General features: G+C 42.5%; 21 protein-coding genes. 18 read left to right on the forward strand and 3 right to left on the reverse strand.

Features of this window, described 5'->3' with window-relative positions:
* Positions 1-4 precede the first annotated feature (4 nt).
* A complete protein-coding gene (locus WMO43_RS03570) occupies positions 5-841 on the reverse strand; it encodes a metallophosphoesterase family protein (protein WP_177963306.1) in 837 nt (278 codons plus the stop codon).
* Positions 838-1725: a DUF4474 domain-containing protein gene (locus WMO43_RS03575; RefSeq protein WP_353529982.1), complete on the reverse strand. Its 888-nt coding sequence runs from the start codon at positions 1723-1725 to the stop codon at positions 838-840. Before WMO43_RS03575 ends, WMO43_RS03570 begins: the two co-directional genes overlap by 4 nt.
* 97 nt (positions 1726-1822) lie before the next feature.
* Here WMO43_RS03575 and WMO43_RS03580 point away from each other — a divergent pair, with 97 nt between their 5' ends.
* The 11 genes from WMO43_RS03580 to galU all read left to right on the forward strand — a co-directional run bounded on the left by WMO43_RS03580 (position 1823) and on the right by galU (position 12132).
* Positions 1823-2659, forward strand: coding sequence for a deoxyribonuclease IV (locus WMO43_RS03580; RefSeq protein ID WP_353529983.1), 837 nt, complete (start codon positions 1823-1825; stop codon positions 2657-2659).
* Between the two features lie 159 nt (positions 2660-2818).
* Complete coding sequence (locus WMO43_RS03585) at positions 2819-3451, forward strand: hypothetical protein (RefSeq protein ID WP_353529984.1); 633 nt, start codon at positions 2819-2821, stop codon at positions 3449-3451.
* A gap of 301 nt (positions 3452-3752) precedes the next feature.
* The gene (ispE, locus tag WMO43_RS03590; protein ID WP_353529986.1) at positions 3753-4625 is read left to right on the forward strand and encodes a 4-(cytidine 5'-diphospho)-2-C-methyl-D-erythritol kinase; all 873 of its coding nucleotides are present in this window, start codon (positions 3753-3755) and stop codon (positions 4623-4625) included.
* Between the two features lie 8 nt (positions 4626-4633).
* Positions 4634-5308, forward strand: coding sequence for a GntR family transcriptional regulator (locus WMO43_RS03595; protein WP_353529988.1), 675 nt, complete (start codon positions 4634-4636; stop codon positions 5306-5308).
* A gap of 132 nt (positions 5309-5440) precedes the next feature.
* Entirely contained in the window at positions 5441-6967 is a 1527-nt protein-coding gene (locus WMO43_RS03600) for a spore germination protein (RefSeq protein WP_353529989.1), read from the forward strand.
* A 1-nt stretch (position 6968) separates the two neighbouring features.
* A complete protein-coding gene (locus WMO43_RS03605; RefSeq protein ID WP_353529991.1) occupies positions 6969-8063 on the forward strand; it encodes a GerAB/ArcD/ProY family transporter in 1095 nt (364 codons plus the stop codon).
* The gene (locus WMO43_RS03610; protein ID WP_353529993.1) at positions 8056-9132 is read left to right on the forward strand and encodes a Ger(x)C family spore germination protein; all 1077 of its coding nucleotides are present in this window, start codon (positions 8056-8058) and stop codon (positions 9130-9132) included. Before WMO43_RS03605 ends, WMO43_RS03610 begins: the two co-directional genes overlap by 8 nt.
* 115 nt (positions 9133-9247) lie before the next feature.
* Positions 9248-9865 (forward strand): stage II sporulation protein R, encoded by a 618-nt coding sequence (gene spoIIR / locus WMO43_RS03615; protein ID WP_353529995.1) that lies wholly within the window; start codon positions 9248-9250, stop codon positions 9863-9865.
* 80 nt (positions 9866-9945) lie between these two features.
* Complete coding sequence (gene murI / locus WMO43_RS03620; protein ID WP_353529998.1) at positions 9946-10779, forward strand: glutamate racemase; 834 nt, start codon at positions 9946-9948, stop codon at positions 10777-10779.
* A 1-nt stretch (position 10780) separates the two neighbouring features.
* The gene (locus WMO43_RS03625) at positions 10781-11230 is read left to right on the forward strand and encodes a YwiB family protein (RefSeq protein WP_177963316.1); all 450 of its coding nucleotides are present in this window, start codon (positions 10781-10783) and stop codon (positions 11228-11230) included.
* 11 nt (positions 11231-11241) lie between these two features.
* Entirely contained in the window at positions 11242-12132 is an 891-nt protein-coding gene (gene galU, locus WMO43_RS03630; RefSeq protein ID WP_177963317.1) for a UTP--glucose-1-phosphate uridylyltransferase GalU, read from the forward strand.
* 76 nt (positions 12133-12208) lie between these two features.
* Here the strand turns inward: galU and WMO43_RS03635 are convergent, their stop codons facing one another.
* A complete protein-coding gene (locus WMO43_RS03635) occupies positions 12209-12643 on the reverse strand; it encodes a hypothetical protein (protein ID WP_177963318.1) in 435 nt (144 codons plus the stop codon).
* A gap of 172 nt (positions 12644-12815) precedes the next feature.
* Between WMO43_RS03635 and tig the strand changes: the two genes are divergently transcribed.
* The 7 genes from tig (at position 12816) to WMO43_RS03670 (ending at position 20000) form a co-directional block, all read left to right on the forward strand.
* Complete coding sequence (tig, locus tag WMO43_RS03640) at positions 12816-14018, forward strand: trigger factor (RefSeq protein ID WP_353530001.1); 1203 nt, start codon at positions 12816-12818, stop codon at positions 14016-14018.
* 23 nt (positions 14019-14041) lie between these two features.
* Entirely contained in the window at positions 14042-15433 is a 1392-nt protein-coding gene (gene asnS / locus WMO43_RS03645) for an asparagine--tRNA ligase (RefSeq protein WP_353530004.1), read from the forward strand.
* Positions 15434-15622: 189 nt separating this feature from the next.
* On the forward strand, positions 15623-16216 hold the full coding sequence (locus tag WMO43_RS03650; RefSeq protein WP_177963321.1) for a hypothetical protein: 594 nt from the start codon (positions 15623-15625) through the stop codon (positions 16214-16216).
* A gap of 198 nt (positions 16217-16414) precedes the next feature.
* Positions 16415-17440, forward strand: coding sequence for a phosphoribosylformylglycinamidine cyclo-ligase (gene purM, locus WMO43_RS03655; RefSeq protein WP_353530007.1), 1026 nt, complete (start codon positions 16415-16417; stop codon positions 17438-17440).
* Positions 17434-18060: a phosphoribosylglycinamide formyltransferase gene (gene purN / locus WMO43_RS03660; protein ID WP_177963323.1), complete on the forward strand. Its 627-nt coding sequence runs from the start codon at positions 17434-17436 to the stop codon at positions 18058-18060. The genes purM and purN overlap by 7 nt, the downstream gene beginning before the upstream one ends.
* Before the next feature lie 17 nt (positions 18061-18077).
* Positions 18078-19349, forward strand: coding sequence for a phosphoribosylamine--glycine ligase (gene purD / locus WMO43_RS03665; protein WP_177963324.1), 1272 nt, complete (start codon positions 18078-18080; stop codon positions 19347-19349).
* 15 nt (positions 19350-19364) lie between these two features.
* On the forward strand, positions 19365-20000 hold the full coding sequence (locus WMO43_RS03670) for an HAD family hydrolase (protein ID WP_353530010.1): 636 nt from the start codon (positions 19365-19367) through the stop codon (positions 19998-20000).
* Positions 20001-20089 lie beyond the last annotated feature (89 nt).

Consider the following 20089-nt stretch of genomic DNA (forward strand, 5'->3'; position numbering starts at 1 on the left):
GCTCTTAAGAGTATTTTAATAAATCATCAAGTCCTACCGGGCCTGCAAGCACTTCTCTTGCGACAAAGAGAGTACGGTCCGGTTTGGTGGAGAGTGTCCATTTCACTAAAGACAATTCCCGATGAACCAATTCGATACAGGTAATGCAGCGGGGATGTACACAGCTTCCGGTATTAAAGTACAGGCTGTCTTTAGAACCTAATACGGGACGGTGGGTATGCCCGGTGATCAGGATTTTTTTGTGGAGTTTGGTCCATTCCTGCAGTCTTTGTTCGGTTTTGTTTTTCACCTTATAATTTTTAGCAGCACTTGTCGGGTCGAGTACGCCGAATTGTTCTAACGGTTTCCAGAGATAACGCACCAGAAAACAGGAGAGCCGCCAGAGCGTGGAATTAAAAAAATCTGCCTGGTGTCCGTGTGTCAGATACAGTTCCTGTCCGGTGACACAGTCTTTCAAACGAAGACCCTCGTGAAAGCAACAGTCCGAAAACGGATGAAAATCCTTCTTGGCAATATCGTGATTTCCAAACAGCATGAACAGGCGGTGTTCTTCATAAAAGAGAGAAAGCAGCCAGAAGACATTGCTGTGGATATTCTGAATAGCGGAAAAACTTCTGTTTTCCCACAATTCATCCCCATCCCCCAGTTCAATATAACAAAAAGAATGTTGATAATAGTAATTTAAAGCAGCAAAATAGAGATGCTGGTTTTTTAAAAAATTGTCATTAGAAGTACCGATGCCGCGGTGGCAGTCACTAAAGAGGACATACCGCCCGTTCTCCGAAAGTGGGAGAACAGGGGCATCGGAAAAGGCATGGTCAATACGGGATAGATAACTCATAGCTGCCTCCGGATCTTACGATTACTTTTATGAAGTTGAAGTGTCTTATGAAAAGCAAAAGGAAGACTTTCACAGAGAAACAATATGCGGTCTAAGGCAGTGTCAAATGGTCTGGTATACCACAGAAACAGACGGCATAAGAGGCGGTTCTGCCACTGGATCCATCTGCGGTAGCATTTTTGCAGGCAGGAAAAAGAACAGTTTTTGCAGTCTGAAAACGTAAAGCAGATCTTCAGACCACAGATACAGACATCATAACCTTCTTTTTCAAGGGCATCCCGGAAAGCATATGCCATACAAAGGTCCGGAAAAGTAATGGAGGTCTCCATCGTCAAATCCTCCGGATCAGAAAAGACACCCGGACAAAAAGCAGTCAGCCACCAGTGGATACCGGAAAGTGCAGCCACGGTCGTATCGTTTTGTTTTAAGACAAGGGACATCGGAAGAAGCTCCTCATCCGATACGGCATGGAACAGTTCCGCGGAACGCTCTGCCGGTCTTAAAATGCGGTCAGAACAATAGACGCCGATCTCGCAGCCGGTGTGAAGTCCGTACTGACCTTTCCAGAACTCGATGAGCCAGGTGCGGCCGTCATAGTCAAAATAGACCGGGAGAGCATTAAAGACCATATGAAAATGTGAAGCACTCTTATCATAGAGGGCAGCGTATCCAAAGCGTCTCTGCCATGCTTCTAAGGAAGAAGAAAAGAAATCGCTTTTTGGAATATAGGTATACCCAAAAGGAAACACAAGGTTTTCTATGATCTGCAGTTTTTGCGGACAGCTCATCTTACAGATTTTTTCAGCCTTTGCCTTTCTGAAAAGCAAACTCAGGACAAAAAGCAGCACACAGAGCAGAAGAATCATACCAATATATAAATACATATGAAAATCCTTAAAAGTTTTTTATATCATATGCAGGGCGTTGTATGTCGGGAACAGAATGTGGTATGCTTAAAAAAAACAGGAAGGAAGATTCTTTATGTATATAGGAAATCATTTGTCCTCGGCAAAAGGTTATGAGGCAATGGGAAAGCAGGCAGTCCGATTAGGCGGTGAAACCTTTGCTTTTTTTACCAGAAATCCAAGAGGTGGAAAGGCAAAAGAGATTAAGCCTGAGGATGTGGAAAAATTTTTAGAAATTGCAAAAGAGCAGCACTTTGGAAAGATTGTGGCACACGCACCCTATACGATGAATGCCTGTGCAGCCAAAGAAGACATTCGGGAACTGGCACATACGATGTTTACCGATGATTTAAAGCGCATGGAGTATACACCGGGAAACTATTACAATTTTCATCCGGGTTCCCATGTCGGACAGGGAACGGAGACAGGGATCACATTGATCGCAGAACTGCTCAATCAGGTGTTACATCCGGAGCAGACGACGACCGTCTTATTAGAGACCATGGCAGGCAAAGGAAGTGAAGTCGGAAGAAACTTTGAGGAATTACAGGCAATTATAGAACGGGTGGATTTAAAGGAAAAGATCGGAGTCTGTCTCGATACCTGCCATGTCTGGGATGCCGGTTACGATATCGTGGAACATCTCGATGAAGTGTTAAAGGAATTTGACCGTATCATCGGATTAGAGAGATTAAAAGCCATACATTTAAATGACAGTATGAATCCGTTAGGAAGCCACAAGGACCGTCATGCAAGATTAGGAGAAGGGCAGATCGGACCAGAAGCATTGCAGAGGATCGTATGTCATGAAAAGCTGCAGGGACTTCCGTTCATCTTAGAGACACCGAATGACGATGAGGGCTATGCGGCAGAGATTGCAATGGTAAAATCCTGGCGGGAAGGCCTGAAATAACAGTCTGCAATAGAAATCTGAAAGAAAAGTCTAAAACAGTGCAGAAACACTAAACTATTGAAAGAAATGTACGATATATAATATAAGAAAGCAGCATAAGTGGGCGGAGCCGGCTTAGCAGGAACAATCAAAACGCAGCAAAACCACGGAGGGATGGATATGAGTACAATTAACAGTGTAACAGCAGCGGCGTATACAACAACAGCTTATGAGAGCAAAGCAGTTGCAAAAAAAGAGAATACAGAGGCAACGACAGAAAAATCCTATGGCAAAGATGTAGGAGTAGTCTATGAGAAAAGTTCAAAGACCGTAGAAAATGCAGGAACTTATAAAAAGACAAGCGGAAAGACAAATACCGCACTGATCGAAAAGATGAAAGCAGATACAGCAAACAGAACCAACCAGCTTCGCAGCATGGTAGAGCAGATGATGACGAAGCAGGGCAAGAAGATCGGACAGGCAGACGATATCTGGTCATTCTTAGCAAGCGGTAAATATAATGTATCTCCTGAGGTAAGAGCCCAGGCACAAAAAGATATTGCAGACGATGGTTACTGGGGCGTAGAGCAGACCTCTGACCGTATCGTGGAATTTGCAAAAGCATTATCCGGCGGTGATTCAGAAAAAGCAGACGAAATGATCGCAGCATTCAAAAAAGGTTTTGATCAGGCAACCAAAGCATGGGGCAAATCCTTACCGGATATCTCCGGCAGAACCTATGATGCTGTTATGAAAAAATTCGATGCATGGAAAAACGGTACAGAGACAGCTAAGACAGAAACAGAAGAATAATGATCAAAATTTATCATCAAAGACATCCTAACAGGGAGGTCAGATGACAGGAAAGCGGAGTAATCTCTTACGGAAAAGGCGAAGGGGTTCTCCGCTTTTTTTACTCTACAGATTAGGGTGTCAAAAGGCGGTTTCAGGTTTTTGTATTGACAATTGCACAAAGCCGAGTCTGTTTTGTGCAAGTTGCAAACTACTAAGTTGTGAGCCGCTTTTTGACACCCGGATCTCGGCAGGAAATGTCACTTGACATTTTTAAAATATCACGTTAGAGTATATTGTATACAAAGTGCAGGAGAAAAACATGGATGAGTTAAATTTAAAAGCATTGGCAAAAATTAATATTGGACTTGACGTATTGAGAAAGCGTGAGGACGGATATCACGAGGTTCGCATGATCATGCAGACGATTCACTTATTTGACCGTCTTCATATCAAAAAGACAAAAGAGCCGGGGATTCAGATTTCCTCGAATCTGTATTACCTTCCGGTCAATGAGAACAATTTAATTCATAAGGCGGCAGCTCTTTTGATGGATGAGTTTTCAATCACAGAGGGTGTAGAGTTCCGTTTAGAGAAGCATATTCCGGTTGCGGCAGGCATGGCAGGAGGCAGTACCGATGCTGCAGCAGCATTATATGGAATGAACCAAATGTTTGATTTAGGACTTAATATGGAGCAGTTAAAAGAACGTGGTGTAAAGATCGGAGCAGACGTGCCATATTGTCTGATGCGTGGAACCGCTTTAGCAGAGGGAATCGGAGAGAAGTTAACAGCACTTCCGCCGATGCCAAAATGTCCGGTTTTAGTAGCGAAGCCATCGGTTGCGGTTTCTACAAAATTCGTATATGAGAATCTGCATTTAGAGAATGATCCGCCACATCCTGACATTGACCGTTTATTAGAAGATATCCGTAAGAAGGATTTACAGAGCACGGCGCAGGATATGGGAAATATCTTAGAGACAGTAACCGTTGCATATTATCCTGAGATTGCCAGTTTAAAAGAGATCATGAAAGAGCATGGGGCACTCAACGCACTGATGAGTGGCAGCGGTCCGACGGTATTTGGACTGTTTGAAGATGAAAAGACAGCGAAGAGAGCGTATCGTGCAGTAAAAGAGAGCGGGCTGGCAAAGCAGCTCTATCTGACAACGATTTATAATAACAGAAAGTAGGGGGATTTATGACAGACAATTTAAAATTAAATGTGGATGCATATCTGCCACTGCGTGATGTAGTATTTCATACACTGCGGGAGGCAATCCTGAAAGGAGAGTTAAAACCGGGGGAGCGTTTGATGGAATTGCAGCTTGCATCTAAATTAGGAGTATCGAGAACACCGATCCGTGAAGCAATCCGAATGTTAGAGCAGGAAGGGTTGGCAGTGACGATCCCGCGCAGAGGTGCGGAAGTAGCACGGATGACCGAAAAAGACATGAAAGATGTTTTGCAGATCCGTGAGGTCTTAGATGAATTAGCAGTCCGGCTTGCCTGTGATAATATCACAAAAGAAGAGATCAAAGAATTAGAAAAGCAGATGCTGCAGTTTGAAAACAGCACCAAGCAGGGGGATATCAAAAAAATCGCGGAAGCCGACGTGGCGTTTCACGATACGATTTACCATGCGGCAGGCAATGCAAAGTTAGTAACGATGTTAGATAATATGCGTGAGCAGATTTACCGGTATCGTGTGGAATATCTAAAAGATGAAAATGCATATCCGACACTGATACAGGAGCATCGAAAGATACTGGAGTTATTAGACAAACACGAAAAAGAAAAAGTCATCGAAGTCATGAAAGTACATGTGGAAAAACAGGCAAAAGTAGTGAAACAGATCATCCGCGATCAGGAATAGGCGGGAAATCAGATAAGAATCATCCGTTATGGTATAAAATGGCTGGAATATGAAGATATTAAAAGAGATAAGTGCAGCTTATCTCTTTTTTGCTTTATAGGAAACACCGTTATAGGATTCGGAGGAATTACCATGAACATGGATGAACAAAATAGAAAATACCGTCCTGATGAAGAGAAGCATCCGGTAACCGGAAATCTGCAAAAGGACAGTGCAGTGCTGTTTGATCTCTTTGAAGGATGTAGTGATCTGAAATATAATGAGATACATTTAGGGACAGAGCATAATATTTCCTGTATCGTGGCTTTTATCGAGACAACGGTGGAAAACATGCTGTTAGATGAGACGGTACTTGGAAAAATGCTCAATATGCTGTGTACGATGGAGAAAGAAGAGGTCTATCTTTCTTTAGAACAGAACAGCTTTGGCGTGTCGGATATGGCATATTTTGAGAATATGGAGGACGCCATTAATGGGATGTTATCCGGTGCCGCATTGCTTTTGATCGATGGATTTGCACGGGCGATCAAGGTTTCGGATAAAGGTTATCCGGGAATAGGAGTGTCAGAGACCGATTCGGAAAAAGTTGCCCGTGGTTCGAACGAAGGTTTTGCGAATTCCATAAAAACAAATACTGCACTGATCCGAAAAAGGATCCGTTCGCCACAGCTAAAAGTCAAGGAGAAAAAAGCGGGAGTCAGAAGCAATACGAATATCAGTCTGCTCTACATGGAGGGGATCGCACCGGACATTGTGTTAGCAGAGATTGAAAAGCGGTTAGAGGGATTTGAGATTGACGGCGTGATGGACAGCGGAGTGATCGAACAGCTTTCAGAGGAACGGTGGCTGTCGCCGTTTCCACAGTTCCAGACAACCTTACGGCCGGATCGTGCGGCGATGTGTCTGTTAGAAGGAAGAGTGATCCTGCTCTGTGACAATTCTCCGGTGGCATTGATCCTGCCTACGGATTACAACTCATTTATTCAGACCAGTGATGACTATTACAACCGGTTTGAAATTGCCTCTTTAGGACGGATCATCCGTTATCTGGCATCTTTTTTTGCAATGACACTGCCGGGACTGTATCTGGCGGTGACCAATTTCCATACGCAGATCTTGCCGACTACGTTGATCTTATCCTTTGCGGCGGCAAGACAGGGCGTACCGTTTCCTTCCGTGGTAGAAGTGATCCTGATGGAACTGTCTTTTGAGCTGTTGCGGGAGGCGGGCATCCGTCTGCCGGGAGCAATGGGAAATACGATCGGGATCGTAGGTGGATTGATCATCGGACAGGCAGCAGTGGAAGCGAATATTGTAAGCCCGGTCGTGGTGATCGTCATTGCCTTTACGGCACTCTGTTCCTTTGCAATACCAAACGAGGAATTTGCCGCAGCCTTCCGTATTCTCAAATTCTTTTTTATCGGAATGTGTGCGTGGTTAGGCTTCTTTGGATTTTTGATAGCACTTCTTGCTGTATTTTTACATTTGGCAAGTCTGAAAAGTTTTGGTATTCCGTATCTGATGCCATTTGCGGGAGCAGATCTGACTAATTATCAGGATGAGCGGGATTCCCTGTTTCGGATGCCGCTATTTTATCTGAAGAAAAGACCGATTTTTGCGAGCAGACGGAATAAGACGCGTCTGCGCTGGAAGGAGTAAGATGTTTGCAGACAATGGAAAAATATCATTACGTCAGATAAAGCGGCTGCTCATTTTTAATATCTTTGGCATGGCATCCCTGCTGCTGCCGGATATCCTTGCAGGAAGGAGTGGGGTGGACGGAGCAGTTGCGATCCTGTGTGGCATATTTTGCACGTTTTTACTGCTGTGGCTTCTGGGCGGTAATTTTAAGCAGATGCGGGGAGATTATTTTTCCTATTTAAAAGAAGCATTTGGGGAAAAAGGAACGGAATTTTGTGAAATCTTTTATTTCTTTTACAGTATCAGTATCGCGGGTTTTGCAGCATATACGATCTGCCATCTGATCTTAAAAAATCTGTTGCAGCAGGAATCCTTTGAGGTCATTTTGCTCCTGCTCCTTTTACTGGGAGCATATGGGATTTATGGAGGGATTGAAAGCCGCGGAAGAGTCTATGAGATCATATACTGGACGCTGGCGGTCCTGCTGCTGATCATGCTGGCATTTTCTGTAGGAAGTGTGGATACGGATAAGTGGATGCCGTTTTTGTATGACAGTGGAATGGATTTTTTAGGCAGTACCTATCTGGTATTTGGAATCTTTTCCTGGATCATTTTTTTGCTGTTTTTAAGACCTCACTGTGCAGAACCGGAAAAATTGGGAAATACGGCGGCAAGGGCAGTTCTTGTGACCGGTGGACTGCTTTTTTTCATCTATCTGCTTCTGATGGGGATTTTTGGAACAAAGGCACTGGCGGGAACGCAGTTCTCAGTTGTGGCACTTATGAGCATGGTAGAATTGCCGGGTAGATTTTTAGAGCGGTTAGACGTATTGATGGTGGGGATATGGTTCTTTGCGCTGTATGCTTTGATGGATCATATGATCTTTCACAGTGTGAATATTTTTATGCATACATTTTCTTTAAAAAATAAAAAATATCCGTCCATTCTGATCTTAATTCTGGTCTATGCCATTGCAAGAGGATGTTGGGAGTCCCTGTTCTTTTTACAGCTTTTAAAACAGTTGTTTTATCTTGCAGCAGTCCCAATTTCTATTGGGATTTCGATTCTGGCATACATTCTGGTAAAACGCAAAAGGAGGAAGGAGCATGCATAAAAAAAGAAAAATGTTTTTCATGCTTATGGTCTTATCCCTGCTGCTTTGCGGCTGTGGCGACCATGAACTGGAGAACCGCAGTTTTCCGTTAGCGGTCGGTTTAGAAAGTGAGAAACAGGGATGCCGCGTGGTCTTTAACTTTCCGGTGCTTTCGGAGGTTGCAAATGAAAATGCCGACGGTAGTTATACGGCAGTGGCTTCTAAAAAGGGCAGGGATTTTTTTACTATACAGAAAAATTACGAAAAAAACAGCTCTAAGAGTATCGACTTTTCTCATAACAAAGCACTGATCTTAAGTGAAGAATTTTTAAAGGACGAAGAAAAACTGCAGAAGTTCTTAGAATATGCAAAGACGCAGGAACTGATGGCAAGGAACACGTATCTGTTTGTGACTGACCTGAAAATGGAACATTTATTTGGACTGGATCAGAACTTAGAAAAGCCGTTGGGAACTTATTTAGAGGAGCTTTTAGAGAGTGATGAGGACTATAAGGATAAGCGGATCATGACACTTGGACGGCTCTATGACGAGCGGCAGAATCAGATGGAAACACTGTATATTCCGGTTTTGGGAGAAAAAGATAAAGAGCCGGAGGTGACAGGATTTTATGTGTTAAGAAATGGAAAAGCAAAAGAGAGAGTGTCATCGGAACTTGCCATGGAAAGTATGCTGTTACAGGGAAAACTCAAAGGATTTTCCTATCAGGATGCAGCAGGCTGTGAGTGGAGGATCACAAAGATCCATCCGTCTTATGAGTTTGAAAAAAATATAGAGCATCCGATCATAAAGATACATCTTGCCTGTACGGCTTCTTTGGAAAATGCAACCTTAACAGACTGGAAGCATGAAGAGACATTAGAACGAACGTTAGAAGAGGAATTGCAGAACCGGTTAAATACGGATGCAAAAGCGGCATTGGAAAAAGGGATTGACATCAGCAACAGTTATAAAAAACTTGGAAATTCCTATCGGAAAGGCTATGTCTATTATGAAGAACGAAGAGAGGAATATGAGAAAAATCTTCAGATCAAAGTGGAGACAGAGGTATCGGTGGTAAATTTAAAATAAAACAGGTTTAGGATTTCTTTTTTTCGGGAAAGATGTATCTGACAAACAGATCCGGGGTCAAAAGACAGTGATCGGACAGGATCCCTGTGATAAGAGTCAGAAAGAAGGAATAATAATGAATAAAAACTGGAAAAAAGGAATCTTTTTCCTGCTATTATTTTTAGCAGTGATGCCGATGATACATATGTATAGAGAACAGAGAATGCAAAAGGAGATCGCAGAGAAAATTTTGCGTTTTCATGTGATCGCTAACAGTGACAGCAGAGAAGATCAGGAATTGAAATTAAAAGTCCGTGATGCAGTCGGGCTTTATATGAAAGATCAGATGAAAGAAGTCACGAACCGAAAAGAAGCAGAAGAGACAGCGAATGCCAATTTAAAAAAGATAGAAAAAGTGGCTGAAGATGTCATAGCCAAAGAAGGAAGATCATATACTGTAAATGCTTTTATCGGACCGGTGGATTTTCCGTTCAAAACCTATGGAGCATATTCTTTCCCGGCAGGAACTTATGAGGCGGTCGAAGTGGTTATCGGAGAAGGAGCCGGAAAAAACTGGTGGTGTGTGATGTATCCGAATATGTGCTTTCAGGGGAGCATGTATGAGGTGATCGATGAGAAAGCCGAAACATCTTTGCAGGAAGTGTTGACACAGGAAGAATATGACTCTATTATAGAGGACAGCGACTATAAGATACAGTTTAAATATTTGTCATTTCTCAATCATTATCTGTAATGCTTATGTTTGCTGACTTGAATATTTTATGGAAAACAGTTAAAATGAAAAGAGTAGAAAGATTTTGAGAGGAATAGAACATGACGGAACATTGTGACTTGAACCATGCTCCGATTGGCGTGTTTGATTCCGGTGTCGGCGGTCTGACGGTGGCACGGGAGATCATGCGTCAGATACCGGATGAGAGAATTGTATATTTTGGAGATACAGCACGCGTACCGTATGGAAGTAAGTCACCGAATACCATTATCCGATATTCCAGACAGATCATCCGTTTTTTACGGACAAAAAATGTCAAGGCAATTGTAGTTGCCTGCAATACGGCGAGTGCGTTTGCATTAGAGACGATCAAACCGGAGTTAGACATTCCGATTATCGGTGTTGTAAAGCCGGGGGCTAAGGTTGCGGCGCAGACAACACAAAATGGAAAGATCGGAGTCATCGGAACAGAGGGTACGATCCGCAGTGAGATTTATACAAAAACCATACATAGAGAAAATAAGGATGCACAGGTTATGGGCAGGGCATGCCCTTTATTCGTTCCTTTAGTAGAAGAGGGATGGATCAAAGACCCGGTAACCGTTGCCGTGGCAGAACGTTATCTGCAGCCGTTTAAGGAGTCAGATATTGATACACTGATCCTAGGTTGTACCCATTATCCGCTGCTGCGTTCAACCGTAAGGGAGATCATGGGAGAAGGCGTGAATCTGGTCAATCCGGCTTATGAGACAGCCGTGGAATTACGACGGCTTTTATCCGAGCAGGGAATTGCAAATGATGGAAAAACAAAGGATGGGGAGGAAAAATACCAGTTCTATGTCAGCGATGCGGCAGAGAAGTTTATGCAGTTTGCCAATTCTATTCTGCCATATGACATTGAGCAGACACAGCTCATTCCGATAGAGGAGTATTGATATGACAAAAGACGTAATTGTAACCATCAGCGGATTACAGTTCGCACAGGAGACAGAAACAGAGCCGGTCGAGATCGTAACAGCCGGAAGTTATTATAAGAAAAACGGAAAGCACTATATCATCTATGATGAAGTCATGGAGGGATTTGAGGGAAGCACGAAAAATATCATCAAGCTGACCGAGGATTCTTTGGATGTCACGAAAAAAGGTGTGACGAATGTCCATATGGTGTTTGAAGAAAATAAGAAAAATATCACTTATTACAATACGCCGTTTGGAAACCTGTTTATCGGCATTGATGCGGAAAAAATACAGGTAGAGGAGTCAGAAGAGAATATTAACGTAAACGTGGCATACGCGTTAGAAGCCAATTATGAGCATTTAGCAGATTGCCGGATACAGATGAATATTAAATCGAAAGATGCAAGGGATTTTAAACTACAGGCATAGGAGGAACAGATATGAAAGTACGCAAAGCGATTATACCGGCAGCAGGATTAGGAACACGTTTTCTGCCGGCAACCAAGGCACAGCCGAAAGAGATGCTTCCCATCGTGGATAAGCCGACCATCCAGTATATTATTGAAGAGGCAGTAGCATCCGGTATTGAAGATATTATCATTATCTCAGGAAGAGGCAAGCAGACCATTGAGAACCATTTTGACCGCTCTATCGAGTTAGAGATGGAATTAGAAAAGACCGGAAAGACAGACTATTTAAAAATGGTACGCGAGATCGCAGATATGGCAAATGTACATTATATCCGCCAGAAACAGCCAAGAGGACTTGGACATGCCGTATTAGTAGCAAAACAGTTTATTGGAGATGAACCGTTTGCCGTATTACTCGGCGATGATATCGTAGTATCGAAAACACCATGCTTAGGTCAGATGATCGAGCAGTTTGAGGAATGTCAGTCGAGTATTTTAGGCGTTCAGACGGTACCGGAAGAAGTTGTAAATAAATATGGAATTATTGATGGAGAGCGGGTTTCAGATCGTATGTACCGTGTACATGATATGGTAGAAAAACCGGACCCTGAACATGCACCTTCCCATGTTGCCGTATTAGGACGTTATATCATCACACCGGAGATCTTCCCATTATTAGAGACACAGGGAGCAGGAAAAGGTGGCGAGATTCAGCTTACCGATGCATTAAAACGTCTTGCAAAACAGCAGGAAGTCTATGCATATGACTTCAAGGGACACCGCTATGATGTGGGCAGCAAGATTGGATTCTTACAGGCAAATATTGAATTTGCACTTCGCAATCCGGAAGTTTCCGGAGAGTTGAAAGAATATTTAGACCAGCTTCATGGAAATATGGATGCAATGTTAGATTACGAGTAAAGAGAAACAGATAAAAAAGGAGCTACCACACTGCTGATTTCAATCAGCTGGTGTGGTAGCTCCTTTTTAGCATGTCCTATTTTTTGAAGAATTTCTTTTTCTTCTTCTCATCTTTATTTTCGATTGGACCGCGGAGTCCTTTTACCTCGGTAATATAAAGACCACTGACCACTGCTTTGACTTCTTTTTTCACAGGAATACTGTCATAGATAGAAGCATCACAGATCAATGTCATAACTTTTGGACCAATTTTTGCCTTTACGATAGGCAGTTTGGAACGACGAAGCATTTTTGGAGACTGTTCAATGACAACTGCCGGAAGACCGGAATCCTTCAATCTCATCTTTTTCTTGTCTATGATCAACATTGATACTGTCTGTGCAGTAGCGGCTAACTGTTCATTCTGCTCTTCCTGTCTCTTCTGTGCTTTCTTTCCTACGAAATACAGTGCGATGACGGCAGCTAACATAGCCACGGCGATAACAATTAGTACAACTGTTAATGGGCTCACGATATAGACCTCCTTATCATCAGACTTGATTTTCATTGTATCATTGATTTATAGAAAAAGCAATATGTGAAATCTTTATTAATTTATCGGAAAGAATCTTTTCAATCCCCACAAAGTGTGGTATCGTAAATACTTGTGAAGTTCTAAAATATCGTAAGGAAAGGTAGAGACTATGAGAAAAAAAATGATAGCACTTTTTCTGTGCATTTCTACAGTGGCGGCTTTATCCGGATGTGGTAGCAGCAAAAGCAGTACAAGTACAGGAAATGTGGACAGCGCAGAAAAACTGGTAAAACTTGGGGATTATAAGAATATTGAAGTGGAAGTAGATAAGAGCTATGAAATCTCTGATAACAGTGTACAGGAGACCATTGAGAATTATTTCTTAACTGCCCCGATCTATACGGAAAATAAGGAAAAAGACACCGTTGCAGATGGTGATGTTGCAAATATTGATTATGAAGGAACCAAAGACGGAGAGGCTTTTGACGGCGGTTCCGCAAAAGGTTACAATTTAAAGATCGGTTCCGGTACATTTATTGACGGATTTGAGTCCGGTCTGATCGGTAAAAAAGTCGGTGAAACCGTAGATCTGAACCTGACATTCCCGGAAGATTGCGGCAGTGAGGACTTAGCAGGAAAAGATGTTGTCTTTAAAGTAACGATCAACTCCATTCAGGATGAGAGTTATCCGACTTATGATACATTGAACGATGAATATGTCAAAGACAATTACAACGATTATTACGGAGTATCTACAGTTGAAGAGTTAAAGAAATATGTATCCGATTCTTTAGAGAACAATAACAATTCAGCAGTAGGAGATGCTTTAACGGATAAGTTAAAAGAGATCAGTAAGATCAGTGATATTCCGGATTCTCTGACCAAAGAGCGTACCAAAGAATTAAAGAGCTATTATAAAGGAATGGCAAAATATCAGGATCAGGAATTTGCAGATTTCTTACAGAACACCTATGGAATGTCAGAGGATGATTTTAACAAGCAGCTCAAAGAACTGATGCCGGACTATATCAAGAGCGATTTAGTATGGGAAGCAGTTGCTGCAAAAGAAGGGATCAAAGCCAGCGGTGAGGATTATGACAAATTCGTAGACAAGATGATGAGCACCCTGAAATTTGATAAAAAGGATGATCTGTTTGACGTCTATCCGGAAACTATGGTAAAACGTATGTATATTGAGCAGGAAGCCAAAGATAAATTGATCAAACAGGCAAAAGTAAAATATGTAGAGACTACTTCCGAGGACACTACAGAACAGACACAGTCTGATGGAAGTGAAGATACAGGTAATACAGACAATACTTCTGAAAATGCAGAAGTAAAGGATACCATTGATACAACGACAGGAAAGTAAGAAATAGAACAGAGGGATTAGAGATGGAATTGGTAAATATACGCGAATTATATCGGAACCAGGAAGAATATCTGGATAAGACAGTGACGATCGGCGGCTGGGTGCGAAGCATCCGAAGCTCTAAGAATTTTGGGTTTATTGTTGTAAATGACGGAACTTTTTTTGAGCCATTACAGATTGTATATGCAGATGGCTTAGAAAATTTTGCAGAGGTAGAAAAATTAAATGTCGGTGCGGCAATCATCGTTACCGGAAAATTAGTAGCGACCCCACAGGCAAAACAGCCATTTGAGATCCAGGCAGAGGAGGTTGCCATTGAAGGTCAGTCTTCACCGGATTACCCACTGCAGAAAAAACGCCACAGTTTTGAGTATTTAAGAACAATTTCTCATCTGCGAGCAAGAACCAATACGTTTGAGGCAGTTTTCCGTGTACGTTCTTTAACCGCATATGCGATCCATAAGTTTTTCCAGGAGAGAGACTTTGTATATGTTCACACTCCATTGATCACGGGAAGTGACTGTGAAGGTGCAGGCGAGATGTTTAAAGTTACCACATTGGATTTAGACAATGTGCCGACAAACGAGGACGGTACCGTAGATTATACAAAGGATTTCTTTAATAAGCCGACCAATTTGACGGTAAGCGGACAGTTGAACGGTGAGACATATGCGATGGCATTTAAAAACATCTATACATTCGGACCGACTTTCCGTGCAGAGAACTCCAACACGACCCGTCATGCAGCAGAGTTCTGGATGATCGAGCCGGAGATCGCATTTGCAGATTTAAAGGATGATATGATCTTAGCAGAGAGCATGTTAAAATATGTGATCCGTTATGTGTTAGAGCATGCACCGGAAGAGATGAATTTCTTCAACAGTTTTGTGGATAAGGGACTGTTAGACCGCCTGAACCATGTGTTAAATTCTGATTTTGGACATGTGACCTATACAGAGGCGATCGAGATTTTAGAGAAGAACAACGACAAGTTTGAATATAAGGTATCCTGGGGCTGTGACTTACAGACAGAGCATGAGCGTTATCTGACAGAGGAAGTGTTCAAACGTCCGGTCTTTGTAACCGATTATCCGAAGGAGATCAAAGCATTCTATATGAAGTTAAACGAGGATGGCAAGACAGTGGCAGCAATGGACTGCTTAGTACCTGGCATTGGTGAGATCATCGGTGGAAGCCAGAGAGAAGATGATTACGACAAACTGCTTGCACGGATCAAAGAGCTTGGTTTAAACGAAGAAGACTACGGATTCTATTTAGATCTGCGTAAATACGGAAGCACCCGTCATGCAGGATTCGGCCTTGGATTTGAACGTTGTGTCATGTACCTGACCGGAATGGGTAATATCCGTGACGTCATTCCGTTCCCAAGAACTGTTAATAATTGTGAGTTGTAAAAAATAGAAATAGGATCTTTAGGAGAAGATATCTGCTGCAGGGCAGGTATCTTCTTTTTGGTTTTTCATATAATCAAATTCCTGCATCCGGTCGATACATATGATATAGATAGAAACATGAGAAAGCATATCATAAAAAATATTACAAAGAACACGACAGTTCAAAAACACAGACAAGGATGTGATCATATGAAGATCGGTGAAGCAAGAAAGACTTATTCCGCACCACTGCGTGAATTTTGGGAAGAGAAAAAGTCTTTAGCAAAACAGAAAAAAGCATTAGATGAAAAAATAAAGGCAACCCCAAGTGGAAAAGAGGAATTTGCCAAAGAGGCGGTAACCTTAGACCTGTCATATCGTGCTGTTTCAGAAAAATATGAAGAGTACAGCAAGACCATGGAACAGATCATGGCACAGCATACAGCACTATTTAATGCAGAGGTTTCTAAGCAGCAGGGCGAGGCCATGGAAGAATATTCAGAGGATATGATAAAGATCATGGAAGTGGCACGAAGGATCATGAAGGGTGCAAAAGTACCAGCCTCCGATGAGAAAAAACTGATGGAATACAGCATGGAACTGTATATGGCAGCAAAGAATATGGCAGTGCTGAACGAAAATAAGAAGAAAGAAGAGTATGATTCCCTTTGGGATGATGAAAAAAAAGAAGAAAATCCGGACCCGGATGAAGTGGCAAACGATGCAGAATACGGTGGTGGTACCCCGGAGATCATGGAGGTATCCGATGTCGTTGCCTCAGCAACAGAGGGGATAGAAGGATAACCGGGAAAAATTTCTTACAATATTTTATAAGAAAAACAAAACTTACCACATAGATTAATTAGCCACGCTAATAAAACCAATAATAAAATACTATTGGCTTTTTTAGCGTTTTTTTTGTACAATAAGGACAGTGACATAAAACCGCGATCGTGCGGAAGATACAGTGATACAGAATCAGGATATTCAGGAGGAAAAAAGATGGATTACAAGAATGCCGGTGTAGATATTGAAGCAGGTTACAGATCAGTGGAATTGATGAAAAAACATGTGCAGGAGACCATGAGAAAAGAAGTATTGACAAATCTTGGCGGTTTCTCCGGTGCGTTTTCAATGGAAGCATTTAAAAATATGGAAAAACCAACTTTAGTATCAGGGACAGATGGAGTTGGAACAAAATTAAAGCTGGCGTTTATTATGGACAAGCATGACAGTGTAGGAATTGACTGTGTGGCAATGTGTGTCAATGACATCGCATGTGCCGGTGGTGAGCCACTGTTTTTCCTTGATTATATTGCATGTGGAAAGAATTATCCGGAAAAGATCGCATCGATCGTAAGCGGTGTGGCAGAAGGATGCAAGCAGTCAAATGCTGCATTGATCGGTGGCGAGACCGCAGAGATGCCGGGATTTTATCCGGAAGATGAGTATGATTTAGCAGGATTTGCAGTAGGAATCGTAGATGAAAAAGATATTATTACAGGTAAAGATGTCAAAGCGGGTGATGTGTTGATCGGAATGGCATCCTCCGGTGTACACTCCAATGGATTTTCACTGGTACGCAAGGTGTTCTCCATGGATAAAAAGACCTTAGATACCTATCATGAGGAGTTAGGAACGACGCTTGGTGAAGCATTGATCGCTCCGACAAAAATTTATGTCAAAGCACTTCGCAGCATCAAGGATGCAGGCGTGCGCATCAAAGCATGCAGCCATATCACAGGTGGCGGTTTTTATGAGAATATTCCAAGAATGTTACCGGAAGGAAAGTGTGCAGTTGTAGAAAAGGACAGCTACGAAATTCCGGCAATCTTTAAAATGCTTGCAAGAGAAGGGGAGATTGCAGAGCAGATGATGTACAATACATACAATATGGGACTTGGCATGATCTTAGCAGTGGATCCGGCAGATGTAGATAAGACCATGGAAGCAGTCAAAGCAGCAGGAGAGACTCCGTATGTCGTAGGAAAAATCGAGGACGGAGAAAAAGGAGTTACTTTATGCTAAAAATAGCGGTACTGGTGTCTGGAGGAGGAACAAATCTTCAGGCGATCATAGATAAAATAGCAGAAGGCGTGATCACAAATACCGAGATTGCAGTGGTCATCAGCAATAATAAAAATGCTTACGCATTAGAGAGAGCGAAACAGGCAGGCATTGAGGCAGTCTGTGTTTCTCCGAAAGATTACGAAAACCGTGAGCAGTTCAATCAGGAATTTTTAAAAACATTAGACAGCTATCAGGTGGATTTAGTGGTACTCGCGGGCTTTTTAGTAGTCATCCCGCCTGCAATGATACAAAAATATGAGAACCGCATCATCAATATCCATCCATCTTTGATCCCGTCTTTTTGCGGAACCGGTTATTATGGTTTAAAGGTGCATGAGGGTGCGTTAGCAAGAGGAGTCAAAGTCACCGGAGCAACCGTGCATTTTGTGGATGAAGGAACTGATACCGGCCCGATCATCCTGCAAAAAGCAGTAGAGGTTCAAAACGGAGACACACCGGAAATCCTGCAGCGGCGTGTGATGGAACAGGCAGAATGGGAGATTTTACCGAGGGCGATCCATCTGATCGCAAACGGAAAAGTAACTGTAAAAGACAAAAAAGCAGTTGTAGAAGAATAGATACAGGAGGAAACAACATGAAGGTATTGATCGTAGGAAGTGGCGGACGTGAACATGCAATCGCATATTCCTGTGCAAAAAGCGCAAGAGTTGATAAGATATATTGTGCTCCGGGCAATGCCGGAATCGGTCAGATCGCAGAATGTGTACCGATCGGAGCAATGGAATTTGAAAAATTAGCAGCATTTGCAAAAGAGAAAGAGATTGACTTTACCATTATCGGAATGGATGATCCGTTAGTCGGCGGAGTGGTAGATGTATTTGAAGCAGAGGGATTAAAAGTCTTTGGCCCTCGTAAAAACGCAGCTATCTTAGAAGGCAGCAAGGCTTTTTCAAAAGACCTGATGAAAAAATACAATATCCCGACAGCAGGATATGAGAACTTTGACGATGCGGATAAAGCACTGGCTTATTTAGAGACCGCAAAAATGCCGATCGTATTAAAGGCAGATGGATTAGCTCTTGGAAAGGGAGTGTTGATCTGTAATACCTTAGAAGAGGCAAAAGCCGGAGTCAAAGAGATCATGTTAGATAAGAAATTCGGTGATGCCGGAAATCATATGGTTATTGAGGAGTTTATGACAGGACGTGAGGTTTCCGTACTTTCCTTTGTGGATGGAAAGACCATCAAGATCATGTCTTCTGCACAGGATCACAAGCGTGCACAGGATGGAGACAAAGGACTCAACACCGGAGGAATGGGAACATTTTCACCAAGTCCGTTCTATACCAAAGAAGTGGATGAATTTTGTAAAAAATATGTTTATCAGGCAACCGTGGATGCCATGGCGGCAGAGGGAAGGCCATTTGTCGGAGTTATTTTCTTCGGACTGATGCTGACAGAGGACGGACCAAAGGTGTTAGAATATAATGCACGTTTTGGTGACCCGGAGGCACAGGTAGTACTGCCTCGCATGAAAAATGACATCATTGATGTGATGGAGGCATGTGTGGATGGCAGACTTGATGAGATCGATCTGCAGTTTGAAGATAATGCGGCAGTCTGTGTGGTATTAGCTTCTGACGGTTATCCGGTATCTTATGAAAAAGGAAAAGAGATCTCCGGTTTAGAGCGATTTGAAAAAGAAGAAGGATACTACTGTTTCCATGCCGGAACTGCATGGAAAGACGGAAAGATCGTAACCAACGGCGGACGTGTCTTAGGTGTAACCGCAAAAGGTGCAGACTTAAAAGAAGCACGCGCAAATGCATATAAAGCAACGGAATGGGTAGAATTTTCCAATAAATATATGCGTCATGATATTGGAAAGGCAATTGACGAAGCATAGGGATGTGGTTTGGATATGAAACGAGGAATCATTTTTGACATGGACGGAACGCTCTGGGATGCGTCCGAAGAAGTGGCACATTCCTGGCAGGAAGCCATCCAAGCATCGACGATCACGGATAAGGTTCTGACAAAGGAAGACTTTATGCGTGTCATGGGAAAACCGATGGACGAGCTGATCGAGGCACTGTTCCCGGAGCTTTCGAAAGCGGAACAGAACCAGCTTTTAGAAGACTGTTGTAAAGTGGAAAATGCCTATTTACGGGAAAAGGGAGCGAAACTGTATCCGGGCATTGAACAGATGCTTGCCGATCTGAAAAAAGAATATTTTTTAGCAATTGTAAGTAACTGTCAGTGTGGTTATATCGAAGCCTTTTTAGAGCATTATGGATTTGGAAAGTACATCGATGACATACAGTGTTTTGGCATGAATGAGGTTCCAAAAGGAGAGAATATCCGTCTTGTGGCAGAGAGAAACCATTTAGAGGATGCGGTCTATGTCGGAGACATCCAGGGAGATTATGATGCGAGTAAGGCGGCGGGAGTAAAGTTTATCCACGCAGCGTACGGCTTTGGCGAAATAGAAGACGAAGTGCCGCGGATCGAAAAGCCTTTGGAATTAAAAGAAGTTATACAAAAAATCTGGTCATAGTGATTGAGCAGAGTCCCCATATATCAGAAAAAGAAATCTGGTATATGGGGACTTTTTTGTTTTGATACAACCAAGTCCGTTTTTTTGGA

Origin of the sequence: Maccoyibacter intestinihominis (assembly GCF_040096355.1) — a bacterium.
GTDB lineage: Bacteria > Bacillota > Clostridia > Lachnospirales > Lachnospiraceae > Maccoyibacter > Maccoyibacter intestinihominis.

What these genes read in the sequence shown, in the direction of transcription:
- purN (WP_177963323.1), top strand. Translation starts at nt 17,434, where the DNA reads ATGCTAAAAATAGCGGTACTGGTGTCTGGAGGAGGAACAAATCTTCAG.
- WMO43_RS03585 (WP_353529984.1), top strand. Translation starts at nt 2,819, where the DNA reads ATGAGTACAATTAACAGTGTAACAGCAGCGGCGTATACAACAACAGCT.
- WMO43_RS03600 (WP_353529989.1), top strand. Translation starts at nt 5,441, where the DNA reads ATGAACATGGATGAACAAAATAGAAAATACCGTCCTGATGAAGAGAAG.
- WMO43_RS03575 (WP_353529982.1), bottom strand. Translation starts at nt 1,725, where the DNA reads ATGTATTTATATATTGGTATGATTCTTCTGCTCTGTGTGCTGCTTTTT.
- WMO43_RS03595 (WP_353529988.1), top strand. Translation starts at nt 4,634, where the DNA reads ATGACAGACAATTTAAAATTAAATGTGGATGCATATCTGCCACTGCGT.
- ispE (WP_353529986.1), top strand. Translation starts at nt 3,753, where the DNA reads ATGGATGAGTTAAATTTAAAAGCATTGGCAAAAATTAATATTGGACTT.
- tig (WP_353530001.1), top strand. Translation starts at nt 12,816, where the DNA reads ATGAGAAAAAAAATGATAGCACTTTTTCTGTGCATTTCTACAGTGGCG.
- WMO43_RS03610 (WP_353529993.1), top strand. Translation starts at nt 8,056, where the DNA reads ATGCATAAAAAAAGAAAAATGTTTTTCATGCTTATGGTCTTATCCCTG.
- galU (WP_177963317.1), top strand. Translation starts at nt 11,242, where the DNA reads ATGAAAGTACGCAAAGCGATTATACCGGCAGCAGGATTAGGAACACGT.
- spoIIR (WP_353529995.1), top strand. Translation starts at nt 9,248, where the DNA reads ATGAATAAAAACTGGAAAAAAGGAATCTTTTTCCTGCTATTATTTTTA.
- WMO43_RS03570 (WP_177963306.1), bottom strand. Translation starts at nt 841, where the DNA reads ATGAGTTATCTATCCCGTATTGACCATGCCTTTTCCGATGCCCCTGTT.
- purD (WP_177963324.1), top strand. Translation starts at nt 18,078, where the DNA reads ATGAAGGTATTGATCGTAGGAAGTGGCGGACGTGAACATGCAATCGCA.
- WMO43_RS03625 (WP_177963316.1), top strand. Translation starts at nt 10,781, where the DNA reads ATGACAAAAGACGTAATTGTAACCATCAGCGGATTACAGTTCGCACAG.
- purM (WP_353530007.1), top strand. Translation starts at nt 16,415, where the DNA reads ATGGATTACAAGAATGCCGGTGTAGATATTGAAGCAGGTTACAGATCA.
- murI (WP_353529998.1), top strand. Translation starts at nt 9,946, where the DNA reads ATGACGGAACATTGTGACTTGAACCATGCTCCGATTGGCGTGTTTGAT.
- WMO43_RS03605 (WP_353529991.1), top strand. Translation starts at nt 6,969, where the DNA reads ATGTTTGCAGACAATGGAAAAATATCATTACGTCAGATAAAGCGGCTG.
- asnS (WP_353530004.1), top strand. Translation starts at nt 14,042, where the DNA reads ATGGAATTGGTAAATATACGCGAATTATATCGGAACCAGGAAGAATAT.
- WMO43_RS03650 (WP_177963321.1), top strand. Translation starts at nt 15,623, where the DNA reads ATGAAGATCGGTGAAGCAAGAAAGACTTATTCCGCACCACTGCGTGAA.
- WMO43_RS03580 (WP_353529983.1), top strand. Translation starts at nt 1,823, where the DNA reads ATGTATATAGGAAATCATTTGTCCTCGGCAAAAGGTTATGAGGCAATG.
- WMO43_RS03670 (WP_353530010.1), top strand. Translation starts at nt 19,365, where the DNA reads ATGAAACGAGGAATCATTTTTGACATGGACGGAACGCTCTGGGATGCG.